Consider the following 24573-nt stretch of genomic DNA (forward strand, 5'->3'; position numbering starts at 1 on the left):
GAAGAAGCGGCAATCAGGCCTTGCGGACGCGGATCACGACGTCGACGCGGGTAATCTCGGCGCCCTCCGGGGCTTGCGGGATCGAGGCGAGTTTCAGTTCCTCGGCCGGCGCATCCGACAGGCGATTGTCGTCTTCCCAGAAGAAATGCGGGTGATCGTCCATGCGCGTATCGAAATAGCTGCGTGCGCCATCGACAGTGATCTCATGCATCAGCCCGGCGTCGCAAAACGCCTTGAGCGTGTTGTAGACGGTCGCGAGCGAGACCTTTTCGCCAGCGTCGCACGCGGCCGCGTAGAGGCTTTCGGCGGTGACGTGACGATTTTCCCCATCGCCCACGAGCAATGTGGCCAGCGCCAGTCGCTGACGGGTGGGACGCAGCCCGCCACGGGTCAGCCATTCCTGTCCGCGGCGCTGTTCGGTCGAATTCGTCACAGCCATGTCATGTCTCCTCGCTACCTATATGAGACTTTTCCACTCAGGTTTCAATGCAACCGCGCGAGCGCGGGCCCGAGCGCGCGACCGACGACCGTCGCCCTTGCGCCGCGCGGCCACGCGGTGATAGAGGGATGCAAAAGCACGCCAAAACCGGGAAGGAGCGCCGATGGCTGGGTTTCCGACGAGCTTCGGGAAAGAAGATCTTCTGAAATGTGCACGCGGGGAGCTGTTCGGCCCCGGCAATGCGCAGCTACCGGCGCCGCCGATGCTGATGATGGATCGCATCACCGATATCTCGGGCGATGGCGGCAAGCACGGCAAGGGTCACGTTGTCGCCGAGTTCGACATCACCCCGGATCTGTGGTTCTTCGAATGCCACTTCCCCGGAAATCCGATCATGCCCGGTTGTCTCGGTCTCGATGGCCTTTGGCAGCTCACCGGTTTCAACCTGGGGTGGCGTGGCTGGCAGGGTCGCGGCTATGCTCTGGGCGTGGGCGAGGTCAAGCTCACCGGCATGGTCCGCCCGGATCGTAAAATGCTGACCTACAAGGTCGACTTCACCAAGGCCATTCAGACCCGTCGCCTGACCATGGGTGTCGCCGACGGGATCGTCGAGGCCGATGGCGATGTGATCTACGAGGTCAAGGACATGAAGGTCGCGCTCTCCGAGAGCTGACCCCCATAGACAGATAAGACAGGAGGCCCGCATGCGCCGCGTCGTCATCACCGGTTTGGGCATCGTCTCGCCCATCGGCAACAATGCCGAAGAAGTCACCGCCAGCCTGAAGGCCGGCAAATCCGGCATCGTATTCGCCGAGGATTATGCCGAGCGTGGCTTCCGCAGCCAGGTCAAAGGCCAGCCGAAGATTACGCTCGAGGACCATATCGACAAGCGCAACCTGCGCTTCATGGGTCCGGGCGCGGCCTACAACTTCATCGCGATGGAGCAGGCTCTGGCCGATAGCGGTCTGGAAGAGAGCGACATCTCGAATCCGCGCAGCGGCCTGATCATGGGCTCGGGCGGTCCGTCCACCTCGAACTTCTTCGAGGCGCATCGCATCGTAATGGAGAAGGGCTCGCCCAAGCGGATGGGGCCGTTCATGGTGACCCGCTGCATGAGCTCCACGAACTCCGCCTGTCTGGCCACGCCGTTCAAGATCAAGGGCGTGAACTACTCGATCACCTCGGCCTGCTCGACCTCGGCGCATTGCATCGGCAACGGCACCGAGCTGATCCAGATGGGCAAGCAGGACATCGTCTTCGCCGGCGGCGGCGAGGAGTTGGACTGGACGCTGAGCTGTCTGTTCGACGCGATGGGTGCGATGTCGTCGAAATATAACGACACGCCCGAGCTGGCCTCGCGCGCCTTCGACGCGACCCGTGACGGCTTCGTCATCGCGGGTGGCGGCGGCGTCGTCGTGCTCGAAGAACTCGAGCACGCCAAGGCGCGCGGCGCGAAGATCTACGCGGAAGTCACCGGCTACGGAGCGACTTCGGACGGCCACGACATGGTGGCCCCCTCGGGCGAAGGCGGCGAACGCTCGATGAAGCTCGCGGTCGGCACCCTGCCCGAAGGCCGCAAGATTTCCTATATCAACGCCCACGGCACCTCGACGCCCGCAGGCGACGTGACCGAAGTGCAGGCCGTGCGCCGCGTCTTCGGCGAGGAAAACGTGCCGAAGATTTCCTCGACCAAATCGCTCACCGGGCACTCGCTCGGCGCGACCGGCGTGCATGAGGCGATCTATTCGCTGCTGATGATGGAAAACAACTTCATCGCGGCCTCGGCCAACATCACCGAACTCGACCCGGCGATCAAAGCCGAAGAGATCGCGATGGAGCGGATCGACAATGTCGAGTTCGACTCGGTCCTGTCGAACAGCTTCGGTTTCGGCGGCACCAACGCGTCGCTCGTGATGAGCAAATATTTGGACTAACGAATTTATAACGGCGGCAGGGACGGGAATGGCGGAACTGATGAAGGGTAAGCGCGGCCTCGTGATGGGGGTCGCCAACGAGCGTTCGATCGCTTGGGGGATCGCGAAGGCACTGGCCGAGCAAGGCGCGGAACTCGCGTTCTCCTACCAAGGAGAGGCTTTCGGCAAACGGGTCGAACCGCTGGCCGAGAGCGTGGGCTCGAAATTCCTGCTGGATGTGGACGTGAATGACGACGCCTCGATGGACGCCGCCTTCGCCAAGCTGAAAGAGGAATGGGGCTCGATCGATTTCGTCGTTCACGCCATCGCCTATTCCGACAAGTCCGAACTCGCGGGCCGGTTCATCAACACTACCCGCGAGAACTTCAAGAATTCGCTGACGATCTCCTGCTACAGTTTCATCGACGTGGCCAAGCGTGCCTCGGAACTGATGAACGAGGGCGGCTCGATGATCACGCTGACCTATATGGGCTCGCAGCGCGTGACCCCCTATTACAACGTGATGGGCGTGGCGAAGGCGGCGCTGGAATCGGCGGTGCGCTATCTGGCAGCCGATCTGGGCCCCGACGGCATCCGCGTGAACGCGATCTCGCCCGGCCCGATGAAGACGCTGGCCGGGGCCGCAATCGGCGGCGCGCGCAAGACCTTCCGCCATACCGAGCACAATTCGCCCCTGCGCCACAACGCGACTCTGGAAGCGATCGGCGGTACGGCTGTCTATCTGCTCTCGGATTATGGTGCCTGCACCTCCGGGGAGATCATCTCGGTCGATAGCGGCTATCACGTCATGGGCATGCCCGCGGCAGAGAACCTGTAAACTCAGCCAATCGCAAGCAGGGCGCGCGCCGGCCCGTGGGGTGGCGCGGCTCACGCTCTGTGCGGCAGCGCTTTATCCAAGCCACATACCTTGAACATGGCTGCGTTTCACGCGGTTGGCCAAGGCGCCAGCCCGCGGGGACGGGCCGGCGCGCGCCCTGCGGCTTCGCCGCGTTCCGGGCGCAGTCTCGTGTTTGAAGCGGACCTCCCTCCCTTCCCCCATCCCCTGCCCCGCGCTAGGCTGCCGCGAACACGCAGGGAGGCGCGCATGGCACTCGATTTCTCCATCGGCATCATCGGTTCGGGCATGCTCGGCGCGGCAATCGCGGAGGCGCTCTGGCGCGCGGAACCCAGGTCGCTTCTGATGGCCAACCGCTCCGGCACCGTGCCTGGCATTGACGGCTTCCCACCCCAGAACGTGCTGACCGACCCGCAGGCACTGGCAGAGGCTTGCGACGTGGTGATCCTCTGCGTGCCGCCCGCCGCCGCCCGAGACCTCAGGATCGATGCGAAAGACAAGCTGGTGATCTCCGTCATGGCGGGCGTGCCTTTGGCCGACCTCACCCGCATCAGCGCCAGCCCCCGCGTGATCCGCGCCATGTCGAGCCCCGCCGCCGCAAAGGGCCTCGCCTATTCGCCGTGGTTCGCGAGCGACGCCGTGACCGAGGAAGACCGCACCCGCACCCGCGCCCTCTTCCAGGCCTGCGGGCAGACGGACGAACTGCACGACGAGGCACAGATCGACTTCTTTACCGCGATGACCGGCCCGGTGCCGGGATTCGTCGCCGCCTGCGCGGCTGCGATGGCGCGTCATGCCAAAGATCAGGGCGTCCCGCCCGAGATCGCTGACCGCGCGGTGCGCCAGCTATTTCTCTCGGCCGGAGAGATAATGGCCGAGGGTCCGCCCCCTCAGGCCCATGTGCAGGAGATGATCGACTACGCGGGCACGACCGCCAAGGGCCTGACCACGCTGCGCGACAATGGCTTTGCCGAGCGTCTCGCCGAAGGGCTCGTCGCCGCGACGCAAGCCTCGCGCGACATCTACTGACCCTTGCACCCGACCCCACCGACGCTAGGGTGAAGCTCGGGAGGAAACATCATGTCCATTCAGCTTTGCGTCTTCGACGCCTACGGCACGCTCTTCGACGTCGACGCCGCCGCGCGCAATCTGGCCGCCGAGGAACCGCGCCTGACCGAGATCTGGCCGCGCCTTGCAGCAGACTGGCGTCGCAAGCAGCTCGAATATAGCTGGCTGCGGGAGGTGATGGGCGATTACGTCGATTTCTGGCAACTGACCCGCGACGGGCTCGATTGGGCGATGGCGGCGCAGGATCTCGACGATCCCGATCTGGCCGAGCGGCTGATGGCACTTTACCGCGAATTGCCCGCTTTCCCGGAAGTGCCCGAGATGCTCGATGCGCTGCACCATCGCGGTGTCGGGCGTGCGATCCTGTCGAATGGCGCGCCCGACATGCTGGGGGCTGCGGTTCATGCGGCGGGCGTGGGGCATCTGCTCGACGAGGTGCTCTCGATCCACGAGATCGGCCATTACAAACCGCGCGCCGCCGTCTACGACATGATCGCGCAGAAAATGGGCGTCGAACCGGAGAATACCTGTTTCATCTCGTCGAATGGCTGGGACGCGGCGGGGGCGGCGAAGGCGGGCTTCCGGGTGCTGTGGGTCAACCGCGCAAACGCTCCGGTCGAACGGCTGCCCTATAAACCCGCTGCGATCCTGACGGACCTGCGCGCGGTGCCCGACCACCTTTGAGCCGCGCTCACTCCTCCATCTCGCGCAGCGCGCGCCGCAGGCGCATCGTCTGCGCCTGAAACCCTTCGGCATCCGTGTATTCCACGAAATCGCGGTAGCGCAGATGCGGCCCCTTCACCCGGTGCGCGTGCTTGATCGGGCACCAGTACTGCTCGGTCCGGCCGGCGATCTCGCGCACATAGCTCAGAAGCCCGTTGCAATAGCCGCAATAGACGCAGTTCAGCTTCTGCAGCGCGTTGAGATAGGCCAGATGCTGACGGTCGACCACGATATGATCGGAGCGCTTCACCTTGGCGATACGGTAGATCGGAAAACAGATTGCCTGATAGAGGCTCACGAAAAGATCGAGCAGCACGAAGGGCACGATCAGCGAATAGATCACCGGAGCCGTCAAAATGACCATCGGGCGCGCGTAGGACAGAAAGCGCAGCAGGCCCACACGCGCCTGCCGGTGCGCATCGCGCACGCCCGCCTCGAACACCACCCGGTTATGATCGAGCCGGAATGCCATCGCCTCGCGGCGACGGTCCCATTCCGCTTCGATCTCGTCTTCGAGCGCGCTCAGTCTTTCGTGTAATCTTTCCAGCGTGTCAGCCATGGCGATCTCCCTCTGACGCACTATGATCGCGGACAGGTCAGCAATCCAGAGAGGAGCGGCGTAATGGATTTCTTTACCGCGGATGATGGTGCGAAGATCGCGTATCGCGACAGCGGCAGCGGCGTGCCGATCCTGGCTTTGTCCGGTCTGACGCGGAACACCCGAGATTTCGACTACGTCGCCCCGCATCTGAAGGACGTGCGGCTGATCTGCATGGATTATCGCGGCCGCGGCGAGAGCGACTGGACCGGACAGGAAACCTACACCGTGCCGCGCGAAGCGGCGGATGCGCTCCAGCTTCTCGATCATCTCGGGATCGAGAAGGCCGCGATCCTCGGCACTTCGCGCGGTGGGCTCGTAGGCATGTATCTCGCGCTGACCGCGAAAGAGCGGATGACCGGGCTTGCGCTGAACGACGTGGGCCCCGTTCTCGACGAGACGGGGCTGAACAAGATCTTCGACTATATCGGGCGCAACCCGGCGGCGAAGAGCTACGCGGAAATGGCCGAGAAGCTGCCCGAGGCGATGACCGGCTTCGCCGACGTCCCACCCAACCGCTGGGCGATGGAGGTCCGTCACCATTACGTCGAGACCGAGACGGGGCTGAAAATCAATTACGACCCCGCCCTGCGCGAGGCTTTCCTCGGCGCCTTCAAGGGCGGCGTGGAGCCCGCCTGGCCGCTCTTCGAGGCGACCGAGGGGCTGCCGCTCGTCCTGATCCACGGCGCGAATTCCGATCTGCTGAGCGACGCCACCGTCGAAGAGATGCAGCGCCGCCGCCCGGACATGATCTATGCCCGCGTCGCCGACCGCGCCCATATCCCCTTCCTCGACGAACCCGAGGCGCTGGCCGCGCTGGAAGCGTGGATCGAGCGGATCAAAGGGTGAGCGAGGCCCGCGTCACCCTCATCGCCAGCGCGATCACGCTGATCACGGGCGCGCTTTGGGGGCTTTACTGGCTGCCGGTGCGCGCGCTGGACGGCCATGGTCTGGCGGGCGCCTGGGGCACGGTCGCGATCACCGTGGTCGCCTGCGCGGCAATGGCGCCGGTCGCATGGGCCAAACGTGCCGAGCTTGCCACTGCGACGCCCGCAGCGCTGGCCTCGGTCGCGCTCGGCGGTGCGGCCTTCGCGCTCTATTCGATCGGTTTCCTCTATGGCCGCGTCGCGCTGGTGATCCTGCTGTGGTTTCTCACCCCGGTCTGGTCGGTGCTGATCGGACGGTTCGTGATGGGCTGGCCGGTCTCGCGGCTGCGGATGGCTGCGATCGTCGTGGGCCTCTCCGGGCTCGGTCTGATGCTGGGCGCGGGCGGCGGCCTGCCCCTGCCGAGCAGCCTCGGCGAATGGATGACCCTCGTCGGCGGCGTGATCTGGTCGGTCGCGACCACCGGGATGCGCACCAGATCGACGCTCTCGCCCGGCCCGGCCACCTTCACCTTCGCGGCTGGCGCGGCCCTCACCGCGCTCTGCCTCGCGCCGTTCCTCGCGCCCCTTCCCGCGAGCGGGGTCGATTGGGCCGCCGCACTCGGGCTGACCATCTCCGCCGGGGTGTTCTGGTGGGGCGCTGCGACGGCAGCTCTGATGTGGGCCACCGTCCGGCTCGAACCGGCGCGGATCGGAATCTTGCTGATGAGCGAGGTCCTGGTCGGCGCGGTCTCCGCCGCGCTGATCGCAGGAGAGCTGCTCTCCGCTATGGAGATCGCAGGCGGCGCGCTCGTACTCGCAGCCGGTCTGCTGGAAGTCTGGCCCGCCCGCCCCGCGCAACGCCCCGCCTGACCTACACTTCCCATCCGTAAATAAAAAAGGCGCCCGGAAGGGCGCCTTTTCTATCAGATCGCTGCGAGGATCAGTCCTTCGCGCGCTCCACATAGGTGGTGTCTTCGGTGTTGATCACGATGCGCGTACCGACTCCGATATGCGGCGGCACCATCACGCGGATCCCGCCGGTGCAGATCGAGGGCTTGTAGCTCGACGAGGCGGTCTGACCCTTCACGACCGGCTCGGTCTCTTCGACCTCGACAGTGACTTTCTGCGGCAGGTCGATCGCGATCGCGTTTTCCTGGAAGGTCTTAAGATGAACGCGGATCCCGTCGCGCAGGAATACTTTCGCATCGCCGATCACGTCTTCCTGAACCGCGAGCTGCTCGTAGGTCTCGGGGTCCATAAAGTGGTAGCCTTCGCCATCCTCATAGAGGAAATCGTATTCACGCTCTTCGACATGGGCGCGCTCGACCTGCTCGGTCGTGCGCCAACGCTCCGACACCTTGGTGCCGTCCGAGATGCGGCGCATGTCGACCTGCGTCACGGGCGTGCCCTTGCCGGGATGGATGTTCTGCGCGGTGATCACGACGTAAAGCTTGTCGTCGATTTCTAGCACGTTGCCCTTGCGGACAGAGGAAGCGATGACTTTCGCCATGAAAGGACCCCTTTGAATTCGGATAAAACAGGCTCTGGCGCCCGGATTGCAGAGCGCCTAAACCATTTGCGCCCCGATTTCCAGCCTGAAAGGCCTTCCATGCCCCCGTTCTGGACGCCTGAGCGCCACGCCGACCGCCGCCCTGCCCTGCTCGCGCGCAACCGCATTCAGGCCGCGATCCGCGGCTGGCTGGCGGCAGAGGATTTCGTCGAAGTCGATCCCTGCGCTCTGCAGGTCTCGCCCGGCAACGAGGCGCATCTGCACGCCTTCGCCACCGACATGATCGGCAATGACGGCGCGGCGCGGCGGATGTATCTGCACACCTCGCCCGAATTCGCGATGAAGAAACTGCTGGCGGCGGGCGAGCCGCGCATCGCCGCCTTCGCCCATGTCTGGCGCAACCGCGAGGCGGGCAAGCGCCATTCGCCCGAATTCACCATGCTCGAATGGTATCGCGCGGGCGAAGACTACTCCGCGCTGATGGCGGATTGCGCGGCGATGCTGCGGCTGGCCGCGGAGGCAGCGGGATCGCCCGTGCTGCGCTATGGCACCGCCGAGTGCGATCCCTTCGCCGAACCTGAGCGGTTGTCGGTGGCCGACGCCTTCGAACGCCATGCCGGGATCGACCTGCTCGGCACCTGCGACGGAGCGGAAACGGACGTGGCGGCCCTGCGCGGGCAATGCGAGGCGATCGGCTTTGCGGTTGCCGATGCGGATAGCTGGTCCGACATCGTCTCGAAACTGCTGGTCGCGAAGGTCGAACCGCATCTGGGCCATGGCCGCGCGACGATTCTGGACCGCTATCCACTGGCCGAGGCCGCGCTGGCCCGCCCTGCCCTGGATGACGCCCGCGTGGCCGAACGGTTCGAGCTTTACGTCTGCGGGATAGAACTCGCCAACGGCTTCGGCGAGCTGACCGACCCGGCCGAGCAGCGCCGCCGCTTCGAGGCCGATATGGACCTGAAGGAACAGCTCTACGGCGAACGTTACCCGATCGACGAAGACTTCCTCGCAGCGCTCGAGATCATGCCCGAAGCGTCGGGCATCGCGCTCGGCTTCGACCGGCTGGTGATGCTCGCGAGCGGCGCGCCGAAGATCGAGGATGTGCTCTGGGTTCCGGTGGGCGGCGCGACGGGTTGAGCCTCAGCCCTTCCCGCCCTTCTTCTCGGCCGCATGATCGGCCAGCACCTTGAACGGCACCACCCGCAGCGCATCGCGATGGGTCGAGGCCAGCATCACCTCGGGCGCGCAGCCCTCCTGCACCGCCTGCAAAAAGCGCGACGCGCACAGGCACCAGCGGTCGCCCGGCTTGAGCCCCGGAAAGTCGTATTCGGGGCGCGGCGTGCTCAGGTCGTTGCCGAGATATTTCGAGAAGGCGAGGAACTCCGACGTCATCACCGCGCAGACCGTATGCGAGCCGCTATCCTCCCAGCAGGTGTTGCAGCTGCCATCACGGAAAAATCCGGTCCGGGGCTCGAGCGAACAGGGTTGCAAGGGGCCGCCCAGAACGTTGATCGCCTCATACATCTGCATCGCGCGGCCCTCCCCTTTCAGGAAACCTCGGCGATGCGGCGCAACATGGCAAGGTTTTCCTCTTCGACGCCCTCCTCCTTGAAACGCCAGTCGGCGGCGTTAATCGCGATCACCGCGTCGGTCGCGGGGCTGACATAGATATGCTGGCCATAGATGCCGCGCGCGAAATAGTCGCCGCCGTGATCCGCCGTGTCGACGGGCACCCACCATTGATAGCCGTAGCCCTCGCCCTTCGGCGCCTGCAGCGCGGTGGACTGCGTAACCCAGTCCTCGGGGACGATCTGGCGCCCGTTCCAGAATCCCTTTTGCAGGAACATCTGGCCGAAACGCGCATAGTCCCGCGTCCGCAGGTTCAGCCCGCCAAGGACGAAGCTGACGCCCAGCCCGTCGGTCAGCATCACGGGCGCGGCCTCCAGCCCCATCGGCACGATCAGCAATTCGCCCATCACCTGCGCCGGGTCGGCCCCGGTCGCGCCCGCAATGACCATGCCCAGAACATGCGTGTCGATCGAGACATAGAGCATCCGCGCCCCCGGCTCCGCCTCGCGGATCTTGAGCGAGGCTGCGAAGGCGTCCATCGACCGCCCCATCGCCAGCACACGACCCATCTTGTTGATATCCGAATGGAAATCCAGATAGTCCTCGTTGAACGCCACGCCCGAGGCCATCACCAGCGCATCTCGAATCGTGACGCCATCATAGCCCGACCCCTTCAGCTGCGGTGCAAAGCGGGTGAGCGGCGCGTCGAGATCGGGGATGACACCCTGATGGTGCAGGATCCCCAGCGTGGCCGAGAGGAAGCTTTTCGCCATCGACCATGAGATCCGCAGATCCTCTGGCGCAGTGCCGCGGAAATAGCGCTCATGCGTGATCTGGCCATGGCGCAGCGTCACCAGCGCGGTGATCCCGCGCCGCTCGATCCAGTCGTCGACACCAGCGGGCAGCGCATCCTCCGCTCCGCGGGGCAGGTCCGACACCGGCCCGTCGCCACGCGCGATCTCACGCGAATGAAACAGCGCGGGCATGTTGGAGAAATTGCCGACGATCCGGTCGGGCTCGAACAGCCGGTTCACCGCGCGCAGCCGCGCGATCTCGTCGCGCTTCCACCAAGCGAGCCCCGCAATCGGCAGCGCCGCCGCCATGCCGACACGGATCGCTCCGCGCATCGTCTTTTGTCCAAGCTGTTTCATCGCACGTCCCCTCACCCCATGTCGTAACGGCAAGCAAGCACGCAGCACGCCGCCGCGGCAAGGAGAACCGGGCGTCATCGCGCAAACGCGACCTGCCCAAGGGTCAGTAGATATAGCGGATCTGGTCGGTCCAGTAGCGCTCCATCCGGCGCAGCGTGTGGTTCATTTCTTCCATCGCTTCGAAGGTGATGACGCCGCGCGTCTCCATCCCGCAGGCATGCCGCTCGAACAGGTCCGCGACATTGTCGCGCAAGCCCCGTCCTTTCGGCGTCAGGCGCACCCGGACCGAGCGGCGATCGATCTCGCTGCGCTGATGGTGCATATAGCCCGCCTCCACCAGTTTCTTGAGATTGTAGGAGACGTTCGAGCCCTGGTAATAGCCTCGGGTCTTCAACTCCCCCGCGGTCACCTCGTTTTCGCCCACGTTGAACAGCAACAGCGCCTGCACCGGGTTGATCTCGAGGATGCCCAGCCGCTCGAACTCGTCCTTGATCACATCGAGCAGCAAGCGGTGCAGCCGCTCCAGCAGCGATAGGCTGTCCAGATATCCCGCCATCAGCCCCGGGCTCGCCGGGACGGACGTCATGTCGCTTGCAGATTTCTGCACGGTCATAGCACTCTCCGCCAGTTGCGCCGCCCCTCAGGCAGGACAGTGGCGGGAAATGGAAAAGATACCGTTAATCGGGCCGAAATCTCTGAAAATTCGCGGAAAACCCGATGAAATCCGGGGTTTCCGCGCGGTCTTCAGCTTTTGGTAATGTGGCGCTCGCGCGCGAATTGGCCGATTTCGGAGAGCAGATCGAGATATTGCGGCGGGCAAGGCTGCGCGCCGGACACCCACGGGTAGAGGTCCTGATCGTTCTCTTCGAGCAGCTGATCGTAGAGTTCGAGAGTGTCGGCATCCAGCTCGGGCAGCCGCGCATCCGCATAAGGCCCGAGGATCAGGTCCATTTCCTTGATCCCGCGCCGCCAGCTGCGCATCTTCATCCGTTTCAGCCGCGCCTCTCGCGTCTCTGCCATCAACTCTCTCCTGCCACCAAACGCTTCTCCAGCCGTGCCAGCCGAACGTCGAGCTCCTCGAGGCCGGACCGCACTTCCCGGATCTCGCGCACAAGGGCGCGTTCCGCCTTTGCGTCTTCTCCCTGTTCGGGCGGGCCGTCAAGCCCTTCGCCCGACCCGGTGAGCAGCCACATCAGCGTGACGTTGAGCATGCCCGACAGCATCTGCAGCCGGTTCGCGCGCGGCTCGAGCACATCCTCTTCCCAAGCCTGCAACGTCTCGAGCCGGACGCCGAGCTGCGTCGCCAGGTCCTCCTGGCTCAACCCGGCCGCTTCGCGCGCCCCCGCGAGCCGGTCGCCGAATGTTGCGCTCGCCTCGCCATACCAATCGTCGACCATGATCTCTCTCCCGCTTTCACTTGAACGCTCTTGGCCCCAAGCCTAGAAGTTTGCCGAACGAGTTACAAATCAAGGGCGACCCGATGGCATTCCTTTCCGACACGCTTGCGCGGGTGAAACCCTCTCCGACAGTCGCGATGACCGGGAAGGTGGCTGAACTGCGCGCTGCGGGCCGCGACGTGATCGGTTTGTCCGCCGGCGAACCCGACTTCGACACGCCCGAGTCGATCAAGGATGCCGCGAAAGCCGCGATCGCGGCGGGCAAGACGAAATACACGGCAGTGGATGGCATCGCCGAGCTGAAACAGGCGATCTGCGCCAAGTTCGCCCGCGAGAACGGGCTTCGCTACACGCCCGAGCAGGTCTCGGTCTCCTCGGGCGGCAAACAGGTGCTGTTCAACGCGCTGATGGCGACGCTCAACCCCGGCGACGAGGTGGTGATCCCGACGCCCTACTGGGTCAGCTACCCGGATATGGTGCTGATCGGCGGCGGCACCCCCGTCTTCGTGCAAGGTGATCCCGCGATGGGCTACAAGATCAGCCCCGAGGCGCTGGACGCCGCGATCACGCCGAACACCAAGTGGTTCCTGTTCAACTCGCCGTCGAACCCCTCGGGGGCTGCCTATTCGCGCGACGAGCTGAAGGCGCTGACCGACGTGCTGCTGCGCCACCCCCATGTCTGGGTGATGACCGACGACATGTATGAGCATCTCACCTTCGACGGGTTCGAGTTCACCACGCCCGCGCAGGTCGAACCCGCGCTCTATGACCGTACTCTGACGGTCAACGGCGTCTCGAAAGCTTATGCGATGACCGGCTGGCGGATCGGCTATGCGGCCGGCCCGAAAGAGCTGATCGCGGCGATGCGCAAGGTGCAGAGCCAATCGACCTCGAACCCCTGCACGATCTCGCAATGGGCGGCAGTCGAGGCGCTCAACGGACCACAGGATTTCATCGACACGTTCCGCGCCGCCTTCAAGCGGCGGCGCGATCTGGTGGTGGCCGGGCTCAACGCCTGCCCCGGCATCTCCTGCCCGACGCCCGAGGGCGCGTTCTACGTCTACCCCTCGATCAAGGATTGCATCGGCAAGACCTCCGCAGGCGGGTGCAAGATCGAGAGCGACGAGGATTTCGCCAACGCGTTGCTGGAGGAAAACGACGTCGCCGTGGTCTTCGGCGCGGCCTTCGGGCTTTCACCGAATTTCCGCATCAGCTACGCTACATCGGACGCGGCCCTGACCGAGGCCTGCGCCCGCATCAAGGCCTTCTGCGAAGGGCTGACATAAGGCGGACTATCCAAGGGAGATTGGCGAATGACTGACTTGCCCGAGTATTTTTTCCGGGTGAAGGAGAATGGCGCGACGGTGTTTCGCGTCGATACCGAGAACCGTCAGCGCCGGATCGAGATGGACCCGATCGCCAATATCAATATCCGCAACGGCGAGATCAAACCGCAGGGCGACCGGGTTCTGACCGAGGAAGACCGTGCCGAGATCGAGGCATGGATGACGCATCGCCGCGAGGTGCTCGCCCAGCGCGATGTCGACGACATCCTGCGCGCGGTCGATCACCTCAATCTCGTCGCGCAATGGGCGCAGTCGAAGGCGACCGATGCTCAGCTCGAAGAGATCACGGATACGCTGTTGCTGACGATGCACGACCTGCGCAGCGTTCTGGTGAGAAAGAAGGCCGAGCGGCTGACGAGCGAGGGCTGAGCCCTGCGGCTCGGGCCCATCGACCTCAGCCTTTCGAGATGAACCCGGTGATCGGATAGACGCGGCCCAGCGCGCCGGGGTTGCTCATGACGCGCACGGCGCTCCAGTCATTCTTCTCGGAGACATCCACCACGACCATGTCGAGCGACACTTTGTTACGCTCCCAGTTCGCGTGATCGACCCGGATCTGACGCGGCGAGTCGACGCCCGAGACGACCGCGATATGGCCCAGCGGATTGCGACGGGTCGCAGAGAAGGCCATCACCGCGCCGACCTTCGGCTGGTGACCGCGCGCATAGAGCCCCTTCGCCTGCGACCACCACGTCTTGGCATTGCCGCGAATGTCGATACCGGAGGCATTGCGCGCGAACGGCACGCACCAGACCCGCTGGCGCTTGGCGCGCATCTGCTTGGCCACCTCGACCGCGTATGCACGGCGTTCGAGATTGACGGCGCCCGCCTCATCCCGTGCGCTTGCGAAGCCCATCCTGTCGCCGGTGGTCGGGGTACAGGCCGAGACGGTCAGCGCTGCGATCAGAACAAGCGAGAGAGGGGCTGCACGGCCCGCAAGGTCAGAGATGGAGAGCATGGGCGATCACTGTCGATGTCGAATTGTTGCGTCTTCGTTACCTCGTTGCATAGCCCTGAATCAGGCTTTGACCGAAGAAGAAATTCGGCGCAGATCAGCGGGTTGGCGAATATCCGCTTACAGAAATGTAATGTAGGGAACTTTTTCGAGCCTCGCGCGGCGCGACTTCAGCGCCGATGGTCCGAGGAACAACGCGCCCGCAGGTAAATCTCGGCCCACGCGAAGCCCGGATCGATCCCCCGTTCGGCGAGCCATGCCTCCTGCAGGCGATAGGCTTCCGGCTCGGCCGCCGCAGGACAGGGCCAGTCCTTGGCTCGAAACTGAGCGCGATGAATGAGCTCATGCAAAAGCGAGGAAAGCAGCATCGGATCGTCCTCCGACCAAGGCGCGACAAGGAAGATCCGGTCCTCGACAAAATCGTAGGCCGCGCGCAGATCGGCATCGACGAGGAGATCTCGCCCTTCATAGGTGATGACCTCTCCGCTCTGGCAAAGGAAAATCGCAGGCGCGCCCTCCGGCGCGGCGTAGCCGCTATGCTCTGCGATCCACGCGGTGAGCGGCGCCATCACCGCCTTTGGCACAGCGATCGGCAGCGGCGCGGGACAGGCCCCGACCGCTGCCGGACATACCAGAGCAAGCCCTATGACGATGGCTCGGATCATCCCGCCTCCTCTGAGCACAGGATAGCAGGCGCCGGATGCCCTCGGAAATGACGCCGGTCATTGGGCCGGATCGTTCGAGCCGGCCCCTAGTTCGGCATCATCGGCGGTGCCATCACGATATAGGGTGTCTTGGGCGCCTCCCCCGGCGGCAAGGCCTCTGGCATCGGATCCCCCGGCTCGCCGAGCGACTTGATATACTGGTAGAGCGAGCGCAGATCGCTCTCGGGCATGGCATGCACGTTGTAGAACGGCATCGGCGGCTTCGCGTCGAAGGTCTTCGCGAATTCCACGAAACCGTCCTCGTCCATATCCTTGATCTCGTCGCGCAAATTGACCGCATAGGTCGTGCCCCACGGACCCTGCCAGCCGAGCGGTACGCCCTTGAGCGCCGCCTCCGGATCGATCTTGCCGCCGGATTCGTTGTAACCGGCCGTGTGGCAGTCGTGACATCCCGAAGTGATCGAGACCAGCCTGCCTCGTTCGACCGAGACCTCCTGCGCGAGCCCTGCCGAAGACCCGGCCAGCGCGGCGAGCGCGGCCAGAGTAATGACGCGTTTCATGGGTATTCCCCCTCTCCCTTTTGACAGACGACCCTCTCCCGGATCGTTTCCCCCTGTGGTCGGGGCTTTTTGCGAAAGCCACCTGACCTAAGGGAAAGGATGCGCCCGGAGGGGCGAGTCGGGCAAGCGATGAAATGACACCCCCCTTCAGCGCCGCCATGGCGACCTGGCATCGACTGCCCCGGGGTCGCGCCCATCCTCCCCACGGGAGCGCGCGATTTAGATGCCGCGCGAGCATGACCAAAATGCAGGCATCAAAGCGAAAGCAGCAAGCTGCGAAGCTGTCAAAACGCCTATCCGACGCTCGGACGCCGCCCGCCGCCTCAGACGCTCACTACCTCGCGCAGCGCCTCGCGGGTGAGCGTCTCCTTCGTGCCCTCCATTGCGACCGCGCCGCGTTTGAGCACGTAGAAACTATCGCCCAGATCATGCGCGAAGTCGAAATACTGCTCGACCAGCACGATCGCCATATCCCCCTTTTCGCGCAGGTAGGAAATCACCCGCCCGATCTGCTGGATGATGTTGGGCTGGATGCCCTCGGTCGGCTCGTCCAGCAGCAGTAGCTTCGGCTTCATCAGCATCGCGCGGGCTATGGCGAGCTGCTGCTGCTGCCCGCCCGAGAGATCCCCGCCCCGGCGATTGAGGAAGTCCTTCAGGATCGGGAACAGCTCGTAAATCTCGTCGGGAATGACATGCTCGGATTTCGGCAGACAGGCGAAAGCCGTCTCCATATTCTCGCGCACCGTCAACAGCGGGAAGATCATCCGGCCCTGCGGCACGTAACCCAGACCCGCCTTCGCCATCGCCTGTGGCGGCACGCGCCCCATCTCCGCGCCATCCAGCGTAACAGACCCGCCCGAGCGCAGATGCGTCCCGGAGATCGCCTTCAGCAGCGAGGTCTTGCCCACCCCGTTGGTACCCATGATGCAGGTCACCTCACCCGCACGCGCCACCATGTCGATCCCGTGCAGGATCTGGCTGCCGCCGTAATGAAGCGTCAGCCCCTCGGTCTTCAGCATCGCGGGTTTTGTCAGATCAGCGGCCAAGATACACCTCGATCACGCGTTTGTCGGCGGTCACATGGTCGAGCGAGCCTTCCGCCAGAACCGACCCCTCATGCAGCACCGTCACCTTGCAGTTCAGACGGCGCACGAATTCCATGTCATGCTCGACCACGACCACCGCATGATCGCGCGCCAGATCGACCAGAAGCGCGGTCGTCTGCTCGCGCTCGGCCAAGGTCATCCCGGCGGCGGGCTCGTCGACCAGCAGCAGCTTCGGCTCCTGCGCCAGGAGCATCCCGATCTCCAACCATTGCTTCTGCCCGTGGCTCAGCTCGCCCGACTTGCGCGGCAGCTGATCGGCGAGGCCCACCTGCGCTGCGATCTCTTCGACGCGCGCCCGATCGGCAGCCCCCGCCTTCCAGCCCAGCACCGCGAAAGGGCTGCGATTGGCCTTGAGCGCCATCATCAGGTTCTCGGTAACGGTCTGATCCTCGAAGACGGTGGGCTTCTGAAACTTCCGCCCGATCCCGATCCGCGCGATCTTCGCCTCATTGAGCCGCAGCAGATTGGTCGAACTTTCGCCCCACAGCACCGAGCCCTCGTCGGGCCGCGTCTTGCCGGTCACGATATCCATGAATGTCGTCTTGCCTGCCCCGTTCGGCCCGATCACCGCGCGCAACTCGGACGGGCCTATATTGAAGCTCAGGTTGTTGATCGCCTTGAACCCGTCGAAGCTGACGGAGATGCCCGAGACCTCCAGCAGGGTCTGCGCTCCCGCCCCCGGTTTGACCGCGACATTCATTCCTGCGCCTCCTCTTCCCGGAACGAGCCCTTGTCGGGGCCAAGCGGCGCGCCATGGCGGTTCGGGCGGCGGATGCCTTCGAAGAGATCGATCAGTCCCGACAGCCCTTTCGGTGCGAACAAGGTCACCAGCACGAAGGCGAGCCCCAACAGCACCTGCCACCAATCGACCCAGTCGATAGTGTAGAAGCCCAGCGGCAGATCGGGGACGCGGCCGCCGGTGAACCAGCTCGAGACGATGGAGACGAAGGCCGCCCCCATTACCGCACCATAAAGCCGCCCGCGCCCGCCAATCGCGACCCAGACCGCGAGGTAGATCGACGCGATGGGTGCCATCTCGCCCGGGTTGATGATCCCCGCCTGCGGGTAATAGAGCGCGCCCGCAATGGCCGCGATCACCGCCGTCAGGGTGAAGACGAACAGCTTGTAGCCTTCGACCGAATAACCAAGAAAGCGCACCCGCGCCTCGTCGTCGCGAATGCCCCGAATGACCGAGCCGAACTTGCCCGAGACGATCAGCGACGCCGCGATATAGCCAAGCGCGAGCGCAATCGCCGACGCCCAGAGGAACCAGATCGACAGATGATCCTGCCCCGCGCTCACGCCGGGAATGTTCTGCAACCCCGAAAGCCCGTTATTGCCGCGCAGCCCGCTCTCGTTCTGGAAGAGGTAAAGCGACAGCGCAAGCGTCATCGCCTGCGTCAGGATCGACAGATACACGCCCGTCACACGTGAGCGAAACGCGAGCCAGCCGAAGATCAGCGCCAAGAGCCCCGGCACCAGCACCACGAACAAAAGCTGCATCGGCAGGTTGCCCGCGAAGGTCCAGATCGCGGGTAGATCGGACCCGCCCACCACGCCGAAGATCTGCGTGCCGATCGCGTCATTCACCTCCTGCGGTGTCATCGGGAACTCGCCCGCCGATTTCAGGACGATGTCGCGGGTGCGCTCGTACATCAGCCACATGCCGATCATGTAGCCGCCCAGTCCGAAGAAGGCGAAATGGCCCAGCGACAGAATGCCTGTATAACCCCAGACCAGATCCATCGCGATGGCGATCAGGCACAGGCAGAGCGTCTTGCCCAGCGTCTTGACCATCGAGGTCGAGATCGCGCCCGGCCCGTAGGCATGTGAGAGGAAGGTGACGCCCAGCGTGAAGACCGCGAGGATCAGCAGGAACCACAAGACGGAGGGGTTCTTGGCGAGAAATCCGGATTTCATGCTCGAACCTCCGATGTTGCGGCGGGGGTTTCGCACCCCCGCGCTCCCGCGGGATATTTGGACCAAGAGGAAGGGAAAGCGGTCTGTCTCATGCTCAATCCCCCGCGGCCCGGCCCTTGAGCGCGATGATGCCGCGCGGGCGGAACTGGATGAAGATGATGATGAAGAGGATCATGTAGGTCTGGGCCGCGAGCGTATTCGACGGGTTCAGCCATTCGATGCCCTTCTGCAGCACGCCGATCAGGGTCGCGCCCGCGAGCGTGCCGAAGATCGAGCCGACGCCGCCGACCACGACCGTCATGAAGCTCTGAACGATATAGTCCTGCCCCATCTCGGAGGTGACTTTCGCGAAAAGCCCGATGGCCACGCCCGCAATCCCGGCAATACCTGACCCAAACCCGAAAGCCAGCATGTTGATCCGGTCCGGGTTTATCCCCATCGAAGCCGCCATCGAGGGGTTCTGCGTGACCGCGCGAACCTCCAGCCCGAGGCGCGTCTTGCGCATCACCCAGAGATAGAGGGCGAGGAACACCAGCGCGAGCACGAAGATCGCGATCCGGATATAGCTGATCGAGACGACATCGTTGAGTGTCCACGCCCCCTCCAGCCACGGCGGCGAAGTCAGAGGACGGGCCTGCGTCCCGAAGATATTCTTGAACAGCTGCTGCAGCGCGATGGAGATGCCGAAGGTGGCCAGCAGCGTCTCCAGCGGGCGTTTGTAAAGATAACGGATCACCAGCCGCTCCATCGCGACGCCCGCGCCGAAGGTGATGGCGAAGGCCAGCGGCAGCGCGATCAGGATCGATAGCGTACAGTCGGGCACGAAGAGCTGCACGACATAGCCGGTATAAGCCCCCATCGTGATGAACTCGCCATGCGCCATGTTGATCACGCCCATCACCCCGAAGGTGATCGCCAACCCGATGGCGGCGAGGAAATAGATCGAGGCGAGCGATAGCGCATCGAGACCGAGATCGACCGTCTGCATCCCAGCCACCGTGCGGCTCACGCGGGTCAGCGCGGCCTCGGCGGCGGCGGTCACTTCCGGGTCAGGCTCGGCATAGATATCGGCGAATTGGTGATCGGCGACCAGTGCCTCGGCCTCGGCATCGGTCAGGCGCTGCGGCACCTCTCCGGCGGCGGCCAGCGTCGCATAGGCTTCTTCACGCTTGGCCGGATCGGCCATCGCGGCAAGCGGCAGCCCGCCCACCTGACCATCCTTCACATGCGCGGCCAGAGCCTGCTGCATCTCGGAGGCCGAAATCCGCGCCGGCGCCATATCGGCCGAGACCAGCATCGCATAGGCCTCGTCTTCGGAAATATCGCGGCCCGGCTTGAGCGTCTTGGCGACATTGCCCTCGGGCGCGCCTTCAAAGACCTTGCGGGTCGTCGCCACCAGAGGGTTCAGCGTGGCACGGAAATCCAGCCCCAGATCGGCCCCGAAACTGTCGATCGCGGCGACGCGCTCCTCGGCATCCTTGCCGAAGCGGATCGTCAGCAAACGCTCCAGACGCTGCTTCTCCGCCTTGATCGAAGGGTCGGGCTCGTCGGGGATCGAGGCGCGCAGGGGCTCCAGATGCGACGCCTCGCCGTTGCGGTCGATCGCGGTCAGCGCCTCGCGGCGTTTCTTCGGATCGGGATCGCTGAGCAGGAACCGCACCAGCGCCACGCCGATCTCGGCGCGCACGCCGGAATTGGGCTTCACCTCGTCGATATCGGATTTCGGCGCGGTGCCCGCAGGCTCTCCGGTGACCGGATCGCTCAGTTGGTATTCGCTGCCGGATTTCTTCACGATGAAGAAGGCGCCGTCGCTTTCGCGCAGCCCGACGCGCTTGTCGGCCCAGGCCTGCAGGAAGCGCGAGGCCCCCTCGCCCGAAGCAGCGATTGCCTCGATCACCGGGCCGATGGTGCGGCGCGACGGCTTGGCGACCTGCTTGGCATAGTCCTGAAGAACGGCGCGCAGCCCGAACGTCTCGCTTTGCGTGGCCTCCGCCTGCGGCGCGCTGCCCGCGTCCTGCGCCAGCCCGGGCACGGCCAGTGCCAGAACAATCCCGAGCGCGATCAAAAACTTGCGCATCCCGTCCCCTTAGGATGAAACGGCCGGGAGAGGCGCAGCCCTCCCGGCCAAGATACGATCAGTAGTTCGATTTCTTCTGAACGCAGGTTTCGGTCTCGGTGTTGTACATGCCGCAATCGAGCCCCGGCCAATCAGACTTGAGTACCGCCGATTCCGGCAGGAAGTCGGTCCACGCGTCGCCCGGCACCGGATCGGTCTGGCTGATGATGTCGAACTGACCGTCTTCCTGAATTTCGCCGATCAGTACCGGCTTGGTCAGGTGGTGGTTCGGCAGCATCTTCGCGGTGGAGCCGGTGAGGTTGGGGAACTCCTGTCCCGGCATCGCAGCGATGACCTTGTCGACATCGGTGGAGCCGACCTGCTCGACTGCCTGCACCCACATGTTGAAGCCGATATAGGTGGCTTCCATCGGGTCGTTGGTCACGCGGCTGTCGTCGCCGGTGAATTCGTGCCACTGCTTGATGAAGGCCGCATTCTCGGGCGTATCGGCGCTCTCGAAGTAGTTCCAGGCGGCCAGCTGACCGACAAGGTTCTTGAGATCGGCGTCGCCGAGACCGGACAGCTCCTCTTCGCCGACCGAGAAGGCCACGACGGGGATATCCTCGGCGGTGATGCCGGAGGCTGCGAGTTCCTTGTAGAAGCCGATATTCGCGTCGCCGTTGATCGTCGAGATCACGCCGACCTTCTTGCCGTCCGCGCCGAGCGCCTTCACGTCGGAGACGATCTTCGACCAGTCCGACTGACCGAAGGGGGTGTAGTTCACGAAGATATCTTCCTTCGCGATGCCCTTGTCCTGCAGGTAGGCTTCGAGAATGTTGTTCGTGGTGCGCGGATAGACATAGTCCGTGCCCAGCAGCGCGAATTTCTCGACGCCAAGCTCTTCGAGGAAGTAATCCACCGCCGGGATCGCCTGCTGGTTCGGGGCAGCGCCGGTATAGAACACGTTGCGCGAGCTTTCCTCGCCCTCGTATTGCACCGGGTAGAACAGCAGGCCGTTGAGTTCCTCAAGGACCGGCAGCACCGATTTCCGCGACACGGACGTCCAGCAGCCGAAGATCACGTCGACCTTGTCCACGGTGATCAGCTCGCGCGCTTTTTCCGCGAACAGCGGCCAGTCCGAGGCCGGGTCGACCACGACCGCCTCGAGCATCTTGCCGTTGATGCCGCCTTTCTTGTTCTGCTCCTCGACCAGCATCAGGACCGTGTCCTTGAGCGTGGTTTCCGAGATCGCCATCGTGCCCGATAGCGAGTGCAGGACGCCCACCTTGATCTTGTCGTCTTCCTGCGCGAAGGCGAGGCCCCCGCTCATCGAGATGGCCCCGGCCAGCGCCGCGGACATCATCAGTTTACGCCGATTGATCATTTCATTTCCCTCGTTCACGTCAGCCCCGCGCGGCCCTTCAAGGGCTCATTCTGCGGGTGCCGAACCTCCACTATTGCCACCGGTCTCGGGACATCCCATCGACCCCGCGCCACACATCAAGGCGCCTCCGACATCCAAACCCTCACGCTGCAGCGCGGCAAAAAATTCCGGCACCGCGCAGCAAAAAACCCGCCGGTTGGGCGGGTCTGCCGAAGTTTTCGCTCAAATTCTGACTTTTCGCCCAATAGATGGGCGAATGTTTCGCGGTCAGGCTGGAATCGGCTTCAACGCCAATCCGCCCTCACGCTCGAGAAACGCGACGACCTCGTCGATGCCCGCGCCTTGGCGCAGCCGCGCCATCACATAGGGTTTGCTTCCCCGCGCGGCCTGCGTATCCGCCTCGAGCTGCGCCAGATCGACGCCCACATGCGGCGCGAGGTCCACCTTGTTCACCACCAGAAGATCGGACTTGGTCAGCCCCGGTCCGCGTTTGCGCGGGATATCCTGCCCCGCCGCCGTGTCGATCACGTAGATCGTCAGATCGGCCAGTTCCGGCGAGAAGGTCGCGGCCAGATTGTCGCCGCCGCTTTCAATCAGCACCAGTTCCAGATCGGGGAGCTTCGCGGTCAGATCGGCGATGGCCGCGAGGTTGATCGACGCATCCTCGCGGATCGCCGTATGCGGGCAGCCGCCCGTCTCGACGCCGCGAATACGCTCGCCCGGCAGCACCTGCGCGCGCATCAGTGCCTCCGCATCCTCGCGCGTATAAATATCGTTCGTCACCACCGCCATCGACACGCGCGCGGCCAAGGCCCGCGCCAGTTGCTCGGTCAGCGTGGTCTTGCCCACGCCCACCGGTCCGCCAATTCCCACGCGCAAAGGTCCGTTGCCCATATCTTCACCTCAAGTCTTGAAGAGACGCACATCGAGCGTCTCGTGTTTCATGGCCGAAACCTCGGCGCGAAAGGCGCTGAAGCTCAGGTCCGTCAGTTCCGCCTGCGCCGCGCGTGCCGCGATCTCGGCAATTTTTCCGTGCAGGTCGCTCAAGACCGTCTGCCCGGCGATTTGTCCCAAAGGGACAAGTCTGACTGCTGCGGAGACCAGGTTCGACGCGAAAGAATGTTGGAAAAGTGAAATCACCTGCTCCGCGGGAAGGTCCAGATCGCGCGCCGCCTCGGCCACGGCGACCGGCAGCACTCGCGGCGGCAGTTTGAGGCCCCGCAACCCCGCCTGCGCCAGCGTGAAGGCGGCGCCCTGCTCCGCCGTCTCGCGCAGCCGCTCGGCCGAGCCCGCCATCGCACGTCCCAGCGCATCCAGCTCGTCAAGATCGCCGCCGCGCAGCCCGCAGGCCAGCAGCACCGCATCCGACCAGCCCGCGCCATGCTCCAGCACATCGCCCAGCCAAATCGCGAACGCCGCCGCATCCCCGATCTCGCCCGCGGCCACTGCCTGCTCAAGCCCATGAGAATAGGCGAACGCCCCGGTCGGAAAGGCCGGGGAGAGCCATTGCATCAGCGACAGGGGCGCGGTCGGATCAGGCATGGTCGTGATGATGGTCGTGGCCGTGCGAATGGTCGTGGTCATGCGAATGGGAATGTCCATGGCCATGCGAATGCCCGTGTTCATGCCCCATCGTGCGCCCCATCCCGTAGGCGCCCCCCTCTGGCTGGAAGGTCTCGACCGCGGACGCGACCTCGGCCCCCAACTGCTTCAGCATCGCCTCCAGCACGTGATCGGCGCGGATCACCAGCCGGTCCGCCTCGATCTGGCACGGCGTGTGACGGTTGCCGATATGCCAGGCCAGCCGCGTCAGATCGCCCGTCACCACCAGCACCGGCTCCAGCGCCGGGCGCACCTCGATGAACCGCCCGTCTTCGAGCACGAAGGCCTCGCCGCCCGTGAGGTTCGTCACCTCCGGCAGGTCCACCAGGAACCCCGCGCCCGAGCCTGCGACCAGCCGCTTGCGGCGCAGGAAACGCCCCTCGTAATCCAGCGCCACATGGTCCACCGCCGCCTGCCACGCACCCTTGGGCGCCACTTTTTCAGCCTTGGGATAATCGCTCATTGTCTTGCACCCTTTAACGATTTCTCAAACCTCCCGCCCCAGCATGCTCGCAGCGAAGGAGATTTCGATGTTCCATCATTGCTTCGACCCACGCGCCCCCGCGGACGAGCTGGCCCAGATCCGCGCCCAGATCGCGCGATTGCGACGCCGCGAGGCCGAACTGCGGGAGGCTTACCTCACCCGGCCCGACATGCCCTGCCTCGGCCGCTGGACGAAGGTCGAGATCGTCACCAGCCGCCGCAAAGTGTTCGAACCGCGCCTCCTGCCCCCCGAAATCCGCAACGATACGGCCTTTCAGCGCGAGAAGGTCACCCGCAGATTGCAAACGTCGCCGCACGAACCGGCGAGTTGCCTGCTCCCGGAACTCGTCGCGGAAACGCCTGCCGACGCCGGGCTGCGCCTCGTATCCAGCCGCTGACCCCA

General features: G+C 64.5%; 30 protein-coding genes. 11 read left to right on the plus strand and 19 right to left on the minus strand.

The window, feature by feature from the left end; genetic code table 11:
- Positions 1-13 precede the first annotated feature (13 nt).
- The gene (gene irrA, locus B6V72_RS14685; RefSeq protein WP_075776913.1) at positions 14-439 is read right to left on the minus strand and encodes an iron response transcriptional regulator IrrA; all 426 of its coding nucleotides are present in this window, start codon (positions 437-439) and stop codon (positions 14-16) included.
- Between the two features lie 163 nt (positions 440-602).
- On the opposite strand from irrA, the gene fabA reads away from it, so the two are divergent.
- The 5 genes from fabA to B6V72_RS14710 all read left to right on the plus strand — a co-directional run bounded on the left by fabA (position 603) and on the right by B6V72_RS14710 (position 4960).
- On the plus strand, positions 603-1112 hold the full coding sequence (fabA, locus tag B6V72_RS14690) for a bifunctional 3-hydroxydecanoyl-ACP dehydratase/trans-2-decenoyl-ACP isomerase (protein ID WP_078520236.1): 510 nt from the start codon (positions 603-605) through the stop codon (positions 1110-1112).
- Positions 1113-1143: 31 nt separating this feature from the next.
- Entirely contained in the window at positions 1144-2373 is a 1230-nt protein-coding gene (fabB, locus tag B6V72_RS14695) for a beta-ketoacyl-ACP synthase I (RefSeq protein ID WP_075776915.1), read from the plus strand.
- Positions 2374-2401: 28 nt separating this feature from the next.
- Positions 2402-3190, plus strand: coding sequence for an SDR family oxidoreductase (locus B6V72_RS14700; protein WP_075776916.1), 789 nt, complete (start codon positions 2402-2404; stop codon positions 3188-3190).
- A gap of 267 nt (positions 3191-3457) precedes the next feature.
- Positions 3458-4237: a pyrroline-5-carboxylate reductase dimerization domain-containing protein gene (locus tag B6V72_RS14705; RefSeq protein WP_088735884.1), complete on the plus strand. Its 780-nt coding sequence runs from the start codon at positions 3458-3460 to the stop codon at positions 4235-4237.
- A gap of 51 nt (positions 4238-4288) precedes the next feature.
- Positions 4289-4960: a haloacid dehalogenase type II gene (locus tag B6V72_RS14710; protein WP_075776918.1), complete on the plus strand. Its 672-nt coding sequence runs from the start codon at positions 4289-4291 to the stop codon at positions 4958-4960.
- 7 nt (positions 4961-4967) lie between these two features.
- On the opposite strand, the gene B6V72_RS14715 is transcribed toward B6V72_RS14710, so the two are convergent.
- On the minus strand, positions 4968-5558 hold the full coding sequence (locus B6V72_RS14715; protein ID WP_075776919.1) for a hypothetical protein: 591 nt from the start codon (positions 5556-5558) through the stop codon (positions 4968-4970).
- Between the two features lie 63 nt (positions 5559-5621).
- On the opposite strand from B6V72_RS14715, the gene B6V72_RS14720 reads away from it, so the two are divergent.
- Entirely contained in the window at positions 5622-6446 is an 825-nt protein-coding gene (locus B6V72_RS14720; protein ID WP_075776920.1) for an alpha/beta hydrolase, read from the plus strand.
- Complete coding sequence (locus B6V72_RS14725) at positions 6443-7333, plus strand: DMT family transporter (protein ID WP_075776921.1); 891 nt, start codon at positions 6443-6445, stop codon at positions 7331-7333. The genes B6V72_RS14720 and B6V72_RS14725 overlap by 4 nt, the downstream gene beginning before the upstream one ends.
- Before the next feature lie 70 nt (positions 7334-7403).
- Here the strand turns inward: B6V72_RS14725 and efp are convergent, their stop codons facing one another.
- Entirely contained in the window at positions 7404-7973 is a 570-nt protein-coding gene (gene efp, locus B6V72_RS14730) for an elongation factor P (protein ID WP_075776922.1), read from the minus strand.
- Positions 7974-8072: 99 nt separating this feature from the next.
- Between efp and epmA the strand changes: the two genes are divergently transcribed.
- Positions 8073-9113 (plus strand): EF-P lysine aminoacylase EpmA, encoded by a 1041-nt coding sequence (gene epmA, locus B6V72_RS14735; RefSeq protein ID WP_088735885.1) that lies wholly within the window; start codon positions 8073-8075, stop codon positions 9111-9113.
- Positions 9114-9116: 3 nt separating this feature from the next.
- Here the strand turns inward: epmA and B6V72_RS14740 are convergent, their stop codons facing one another.
- From B6V72_RS14740 to B6V72_RS14760, 5 genes are all read right to left on the minus strand, one after another.
- Positions 9117-9506: a DUF2237 domain-containing protein gene (locus B6V72_RS14740; protein ID WP_075776924.1), complete on the minus strand. Its 390-nt coding sequence runs from the start codon at positions 9504-9506 to the stop codon at positions 9117-9119.
- Between the two features lie 17 nt (positions 9507-9523).
- The gene (locus B6V72_RS14745) at positions 9524-10696 is read right to left on the minus strand and encodes a serine hydrolase (RefSeq protein WP_088735886.1); all 1173 of its coding nucleotides are present in this window, start codon (positions 10694-10696) and stop codon (positions 9524-9526) included.
- A 103-nt stretch (positions 10697-10799) separates the two neighbouring features.
- A complete protein-coding gene (locus tag B6V72_RS14750; RefSeq protein WP_088724952.1) occupies positions 10800-11282 on the minus strand; it encodes a MarR family transcriptional regulator in 483 nt (160 codons plus the stop codon).
- A gap of 158 nt (positions 11283-11440) precedes the next feature.
- Positions 11441-11716 carry a succinate dehydrogenase assembly factor 2 gene (locus tag B6V72_RS14755; RefSeq protein WP_075776927.1) on the minus strand — a complete coding sequence of 92 codons (276 nt, stop codon included), beginning with the start codon at positions 11714-11716 and terminating at the stop codon, positions 11441-11443.
- Entirely contained in the window at positions 11716-12093 is a 378-nt protein-coding gene (locus tag B6V72_RS14760; RefSeq protein WP_088720111.1) for a helix-turn-helix transcriptional regulator, read from the minus strand. Before B6V72_RS14760 ends, B6V72_RS14755 begins: the two co-directional genes overlap by 1 nt.
- An 83-nt stretch (positions 12094-12176) precedes the next feature.
- Here B6V72_RS14760 and B6V72_RS14765 point away from each other — a divergent pair, with 83 nt between their 5' ends.
- Both B6V72_RS14765 and B6V72_RS14770 read left to right on the plus strand, forming a co-directional pair.
- Positions 12177-13379: a pyridoxal phosphate-dependent aminotransferase gene (locus B6V72_RS14765; protein ID WP_088735887.1), complete on the plus strand. Its 1203-nt coding sequence runs from the start codon at positions 12177-12179 to the stop codon at positions 13377-13379.
- Between the two features lie 27 nt (positions 13380-13406).
- Complete coding sequence (locus B6V72_RS14770) at positions 13407-13808, plus strand: hypothetical protein (protein ID WP_088735888.1); 402 nt, start codon at positions 13407-13409, stop codon at positions 13806-13808.
- A gap of 25 nt (positions 13809-13833) precedes the next feature.
- On the opposite strand, the gene B6V72_RS14775 is transcribed toward B6V72_RS14770, so the two are convergent.
- The 11 genes from B6V72_RS14775 to B6V72_RS14825 form a co-directional block, all read right to left on the minus strand.
- The gene (locus B6V72_RS14775) at positions 13834-14397 is read right to left on the minus strand and encodes a CHAP domain-containing protein (RefSeq protein ID WP_088722507.1); all 564 of its coding nucleotides are present in this window, start codon (positions 14395-14397) and stop codon (positions 13834-13836) included.
- A 167-nt stretch (positions 14398-14564) separates the two neighbouring features.
- Complete coding sequence (locus B6V72_RS14780) at positions 14565-15059, minus strand: DUF6647 family protein (protein ID WP_088735889.1); 495 nt, start codon at positions 15057-15059, stop codon at positions 14565-14567.
- A gap of 86 nt (positions 15060-15145) precedes the next feature.
- Positions 15146-15619, minus strand: a complete 474-nt coding sequence (locus tag B6V72_RS14785) for a cytochrome C (RefSeq protein WP_088720106.1) — start codon at positions 15617-15619, stop codon at positions 15146-15148.
- A 323-nt stretch (positions 15620-15942) separates the two neighbouring features.
- A complete protein-coding gene (gene urtE, locus B6V72_RS14790; RefSeq protein ID WP_075776995.1) occupies positions 15943-16638 on the minus strand; it encodes an urea ABC transporter ATP-binding subunit UrtE in 696 nt (231 codons plus the stop codon).
- 16 nt (positions 16639-16654) lie between these two features.
- Positions 16655-17425: an urea ABC transporter ATP-binding protein UrtD gene (gene urtD, locus B6V72_RS14795; RefSeq protein ID WP_088735890.1), complete on the minus strand. Its 771-nt coding sequence runs from the start codon at positions 17423-17425 to the stop codon at positions 16655-16657.
- On the minus strand, positions 17422-18645 hold the full coding sequence (gene urtC / locus B6V72_RS14800; RefSeq protein ID WP_088735891.1) for an urea ABC transporter permease subunit UrtC: 1224 nt from the start codon (positions 18643-18645) through the stop codon (positions 17422-17424). The genes urtD and urtC overlap by 4 nt, the downstream gene beginning before the upstream one ends.
- A 94-nt stretch (positions 18646-18739) precedes the next feature.
- Entirely contained in the window at positions 18740-20722 is a 1983-nt protein-coding gene (gene urtB / locus B6V72_RS14805; protein WP_088735892.1) for an urea ABC transporter permease subunit UrtB, read from the minus strand.
- A gap of 58 nt (positions 20723-20780) precedes the next feature.
- Positions 20781-22061 (minus strand): urea ABC transporter substrate-binding protein, encoded by a 1281-nt coding sequence (urtA, locus tag B6V72_RS14810; RefSeq protein WP_168173055.1) that lies wholly within the window; start codon positions 22059-22061, stop codon positions 20781-20783.
- A 291-nt stretch (positions 22062-22352) separates the two neighbouring features.
- The gene (ureG, locus tag B6V72_RS14815) at positions 22353-22979 is read right to left on the minus strand and encodes an urease accessory protein UreG (protein WP_088722503.1); all 627 of its coding nucleotides are present in this window, start codon (positions 22977-22979) and stop codon (positions 22353-22355) included.
- A gap of 9 nt (positions 22980-22988) precedes the next feature.
- Positions 22989-23627 carry an urease accessory UreF family protein gene (locus B6V72_RS14820; protein WP_088735907.1) on the minus strand — a complete coding sequence of 213 codons (639 nt, stop codon included), beginning with the start codon at positions 23625-23627 and terminating at the stop codon, positions 22989-22991.
- Complete coding sequence (locus tag B6V72_RS14825) at positions 23620-24150, minus strand: urease accessory protein UreE (RefSeq protein ID WP_075776940.1); 531 nt, start codon at positions 24148-24150, stop codon at positions 23620-23622. Before B6V72_RS14825 ends, B6V72_RS14820 begins: the two co-directional genes overlap by 8 nt.
- Before the next feature lie 67 nt (positions 24151-24217).
- On the opposite strand from B6V72_RS14825, the gene B6V72_RS14830 reads away from it, so the two are divergent.
- A complete protein-coding gene (locus tag B6V72_RS14830; RefSeq protein WP_088728081.1) occupies positions 24218-24568 on the plus strand; it encodes a hypothetical protein in 351 nt (116 codons plus the stop codon).
- The last annotated feature ends 5 nt before the right edge of the window (positions 24569-24573 follow it).

It is taken from the genome of Thioclava sp. F34-6 (assembly GCF_002213235.1).
Taxonomy (GTDB): Bacteria; Pseudomonadota; Alphaproteobacteria; order Rhodobacterales; family Rhodobacteraceae; genus Thioclava; species Thioclava nitratireducens.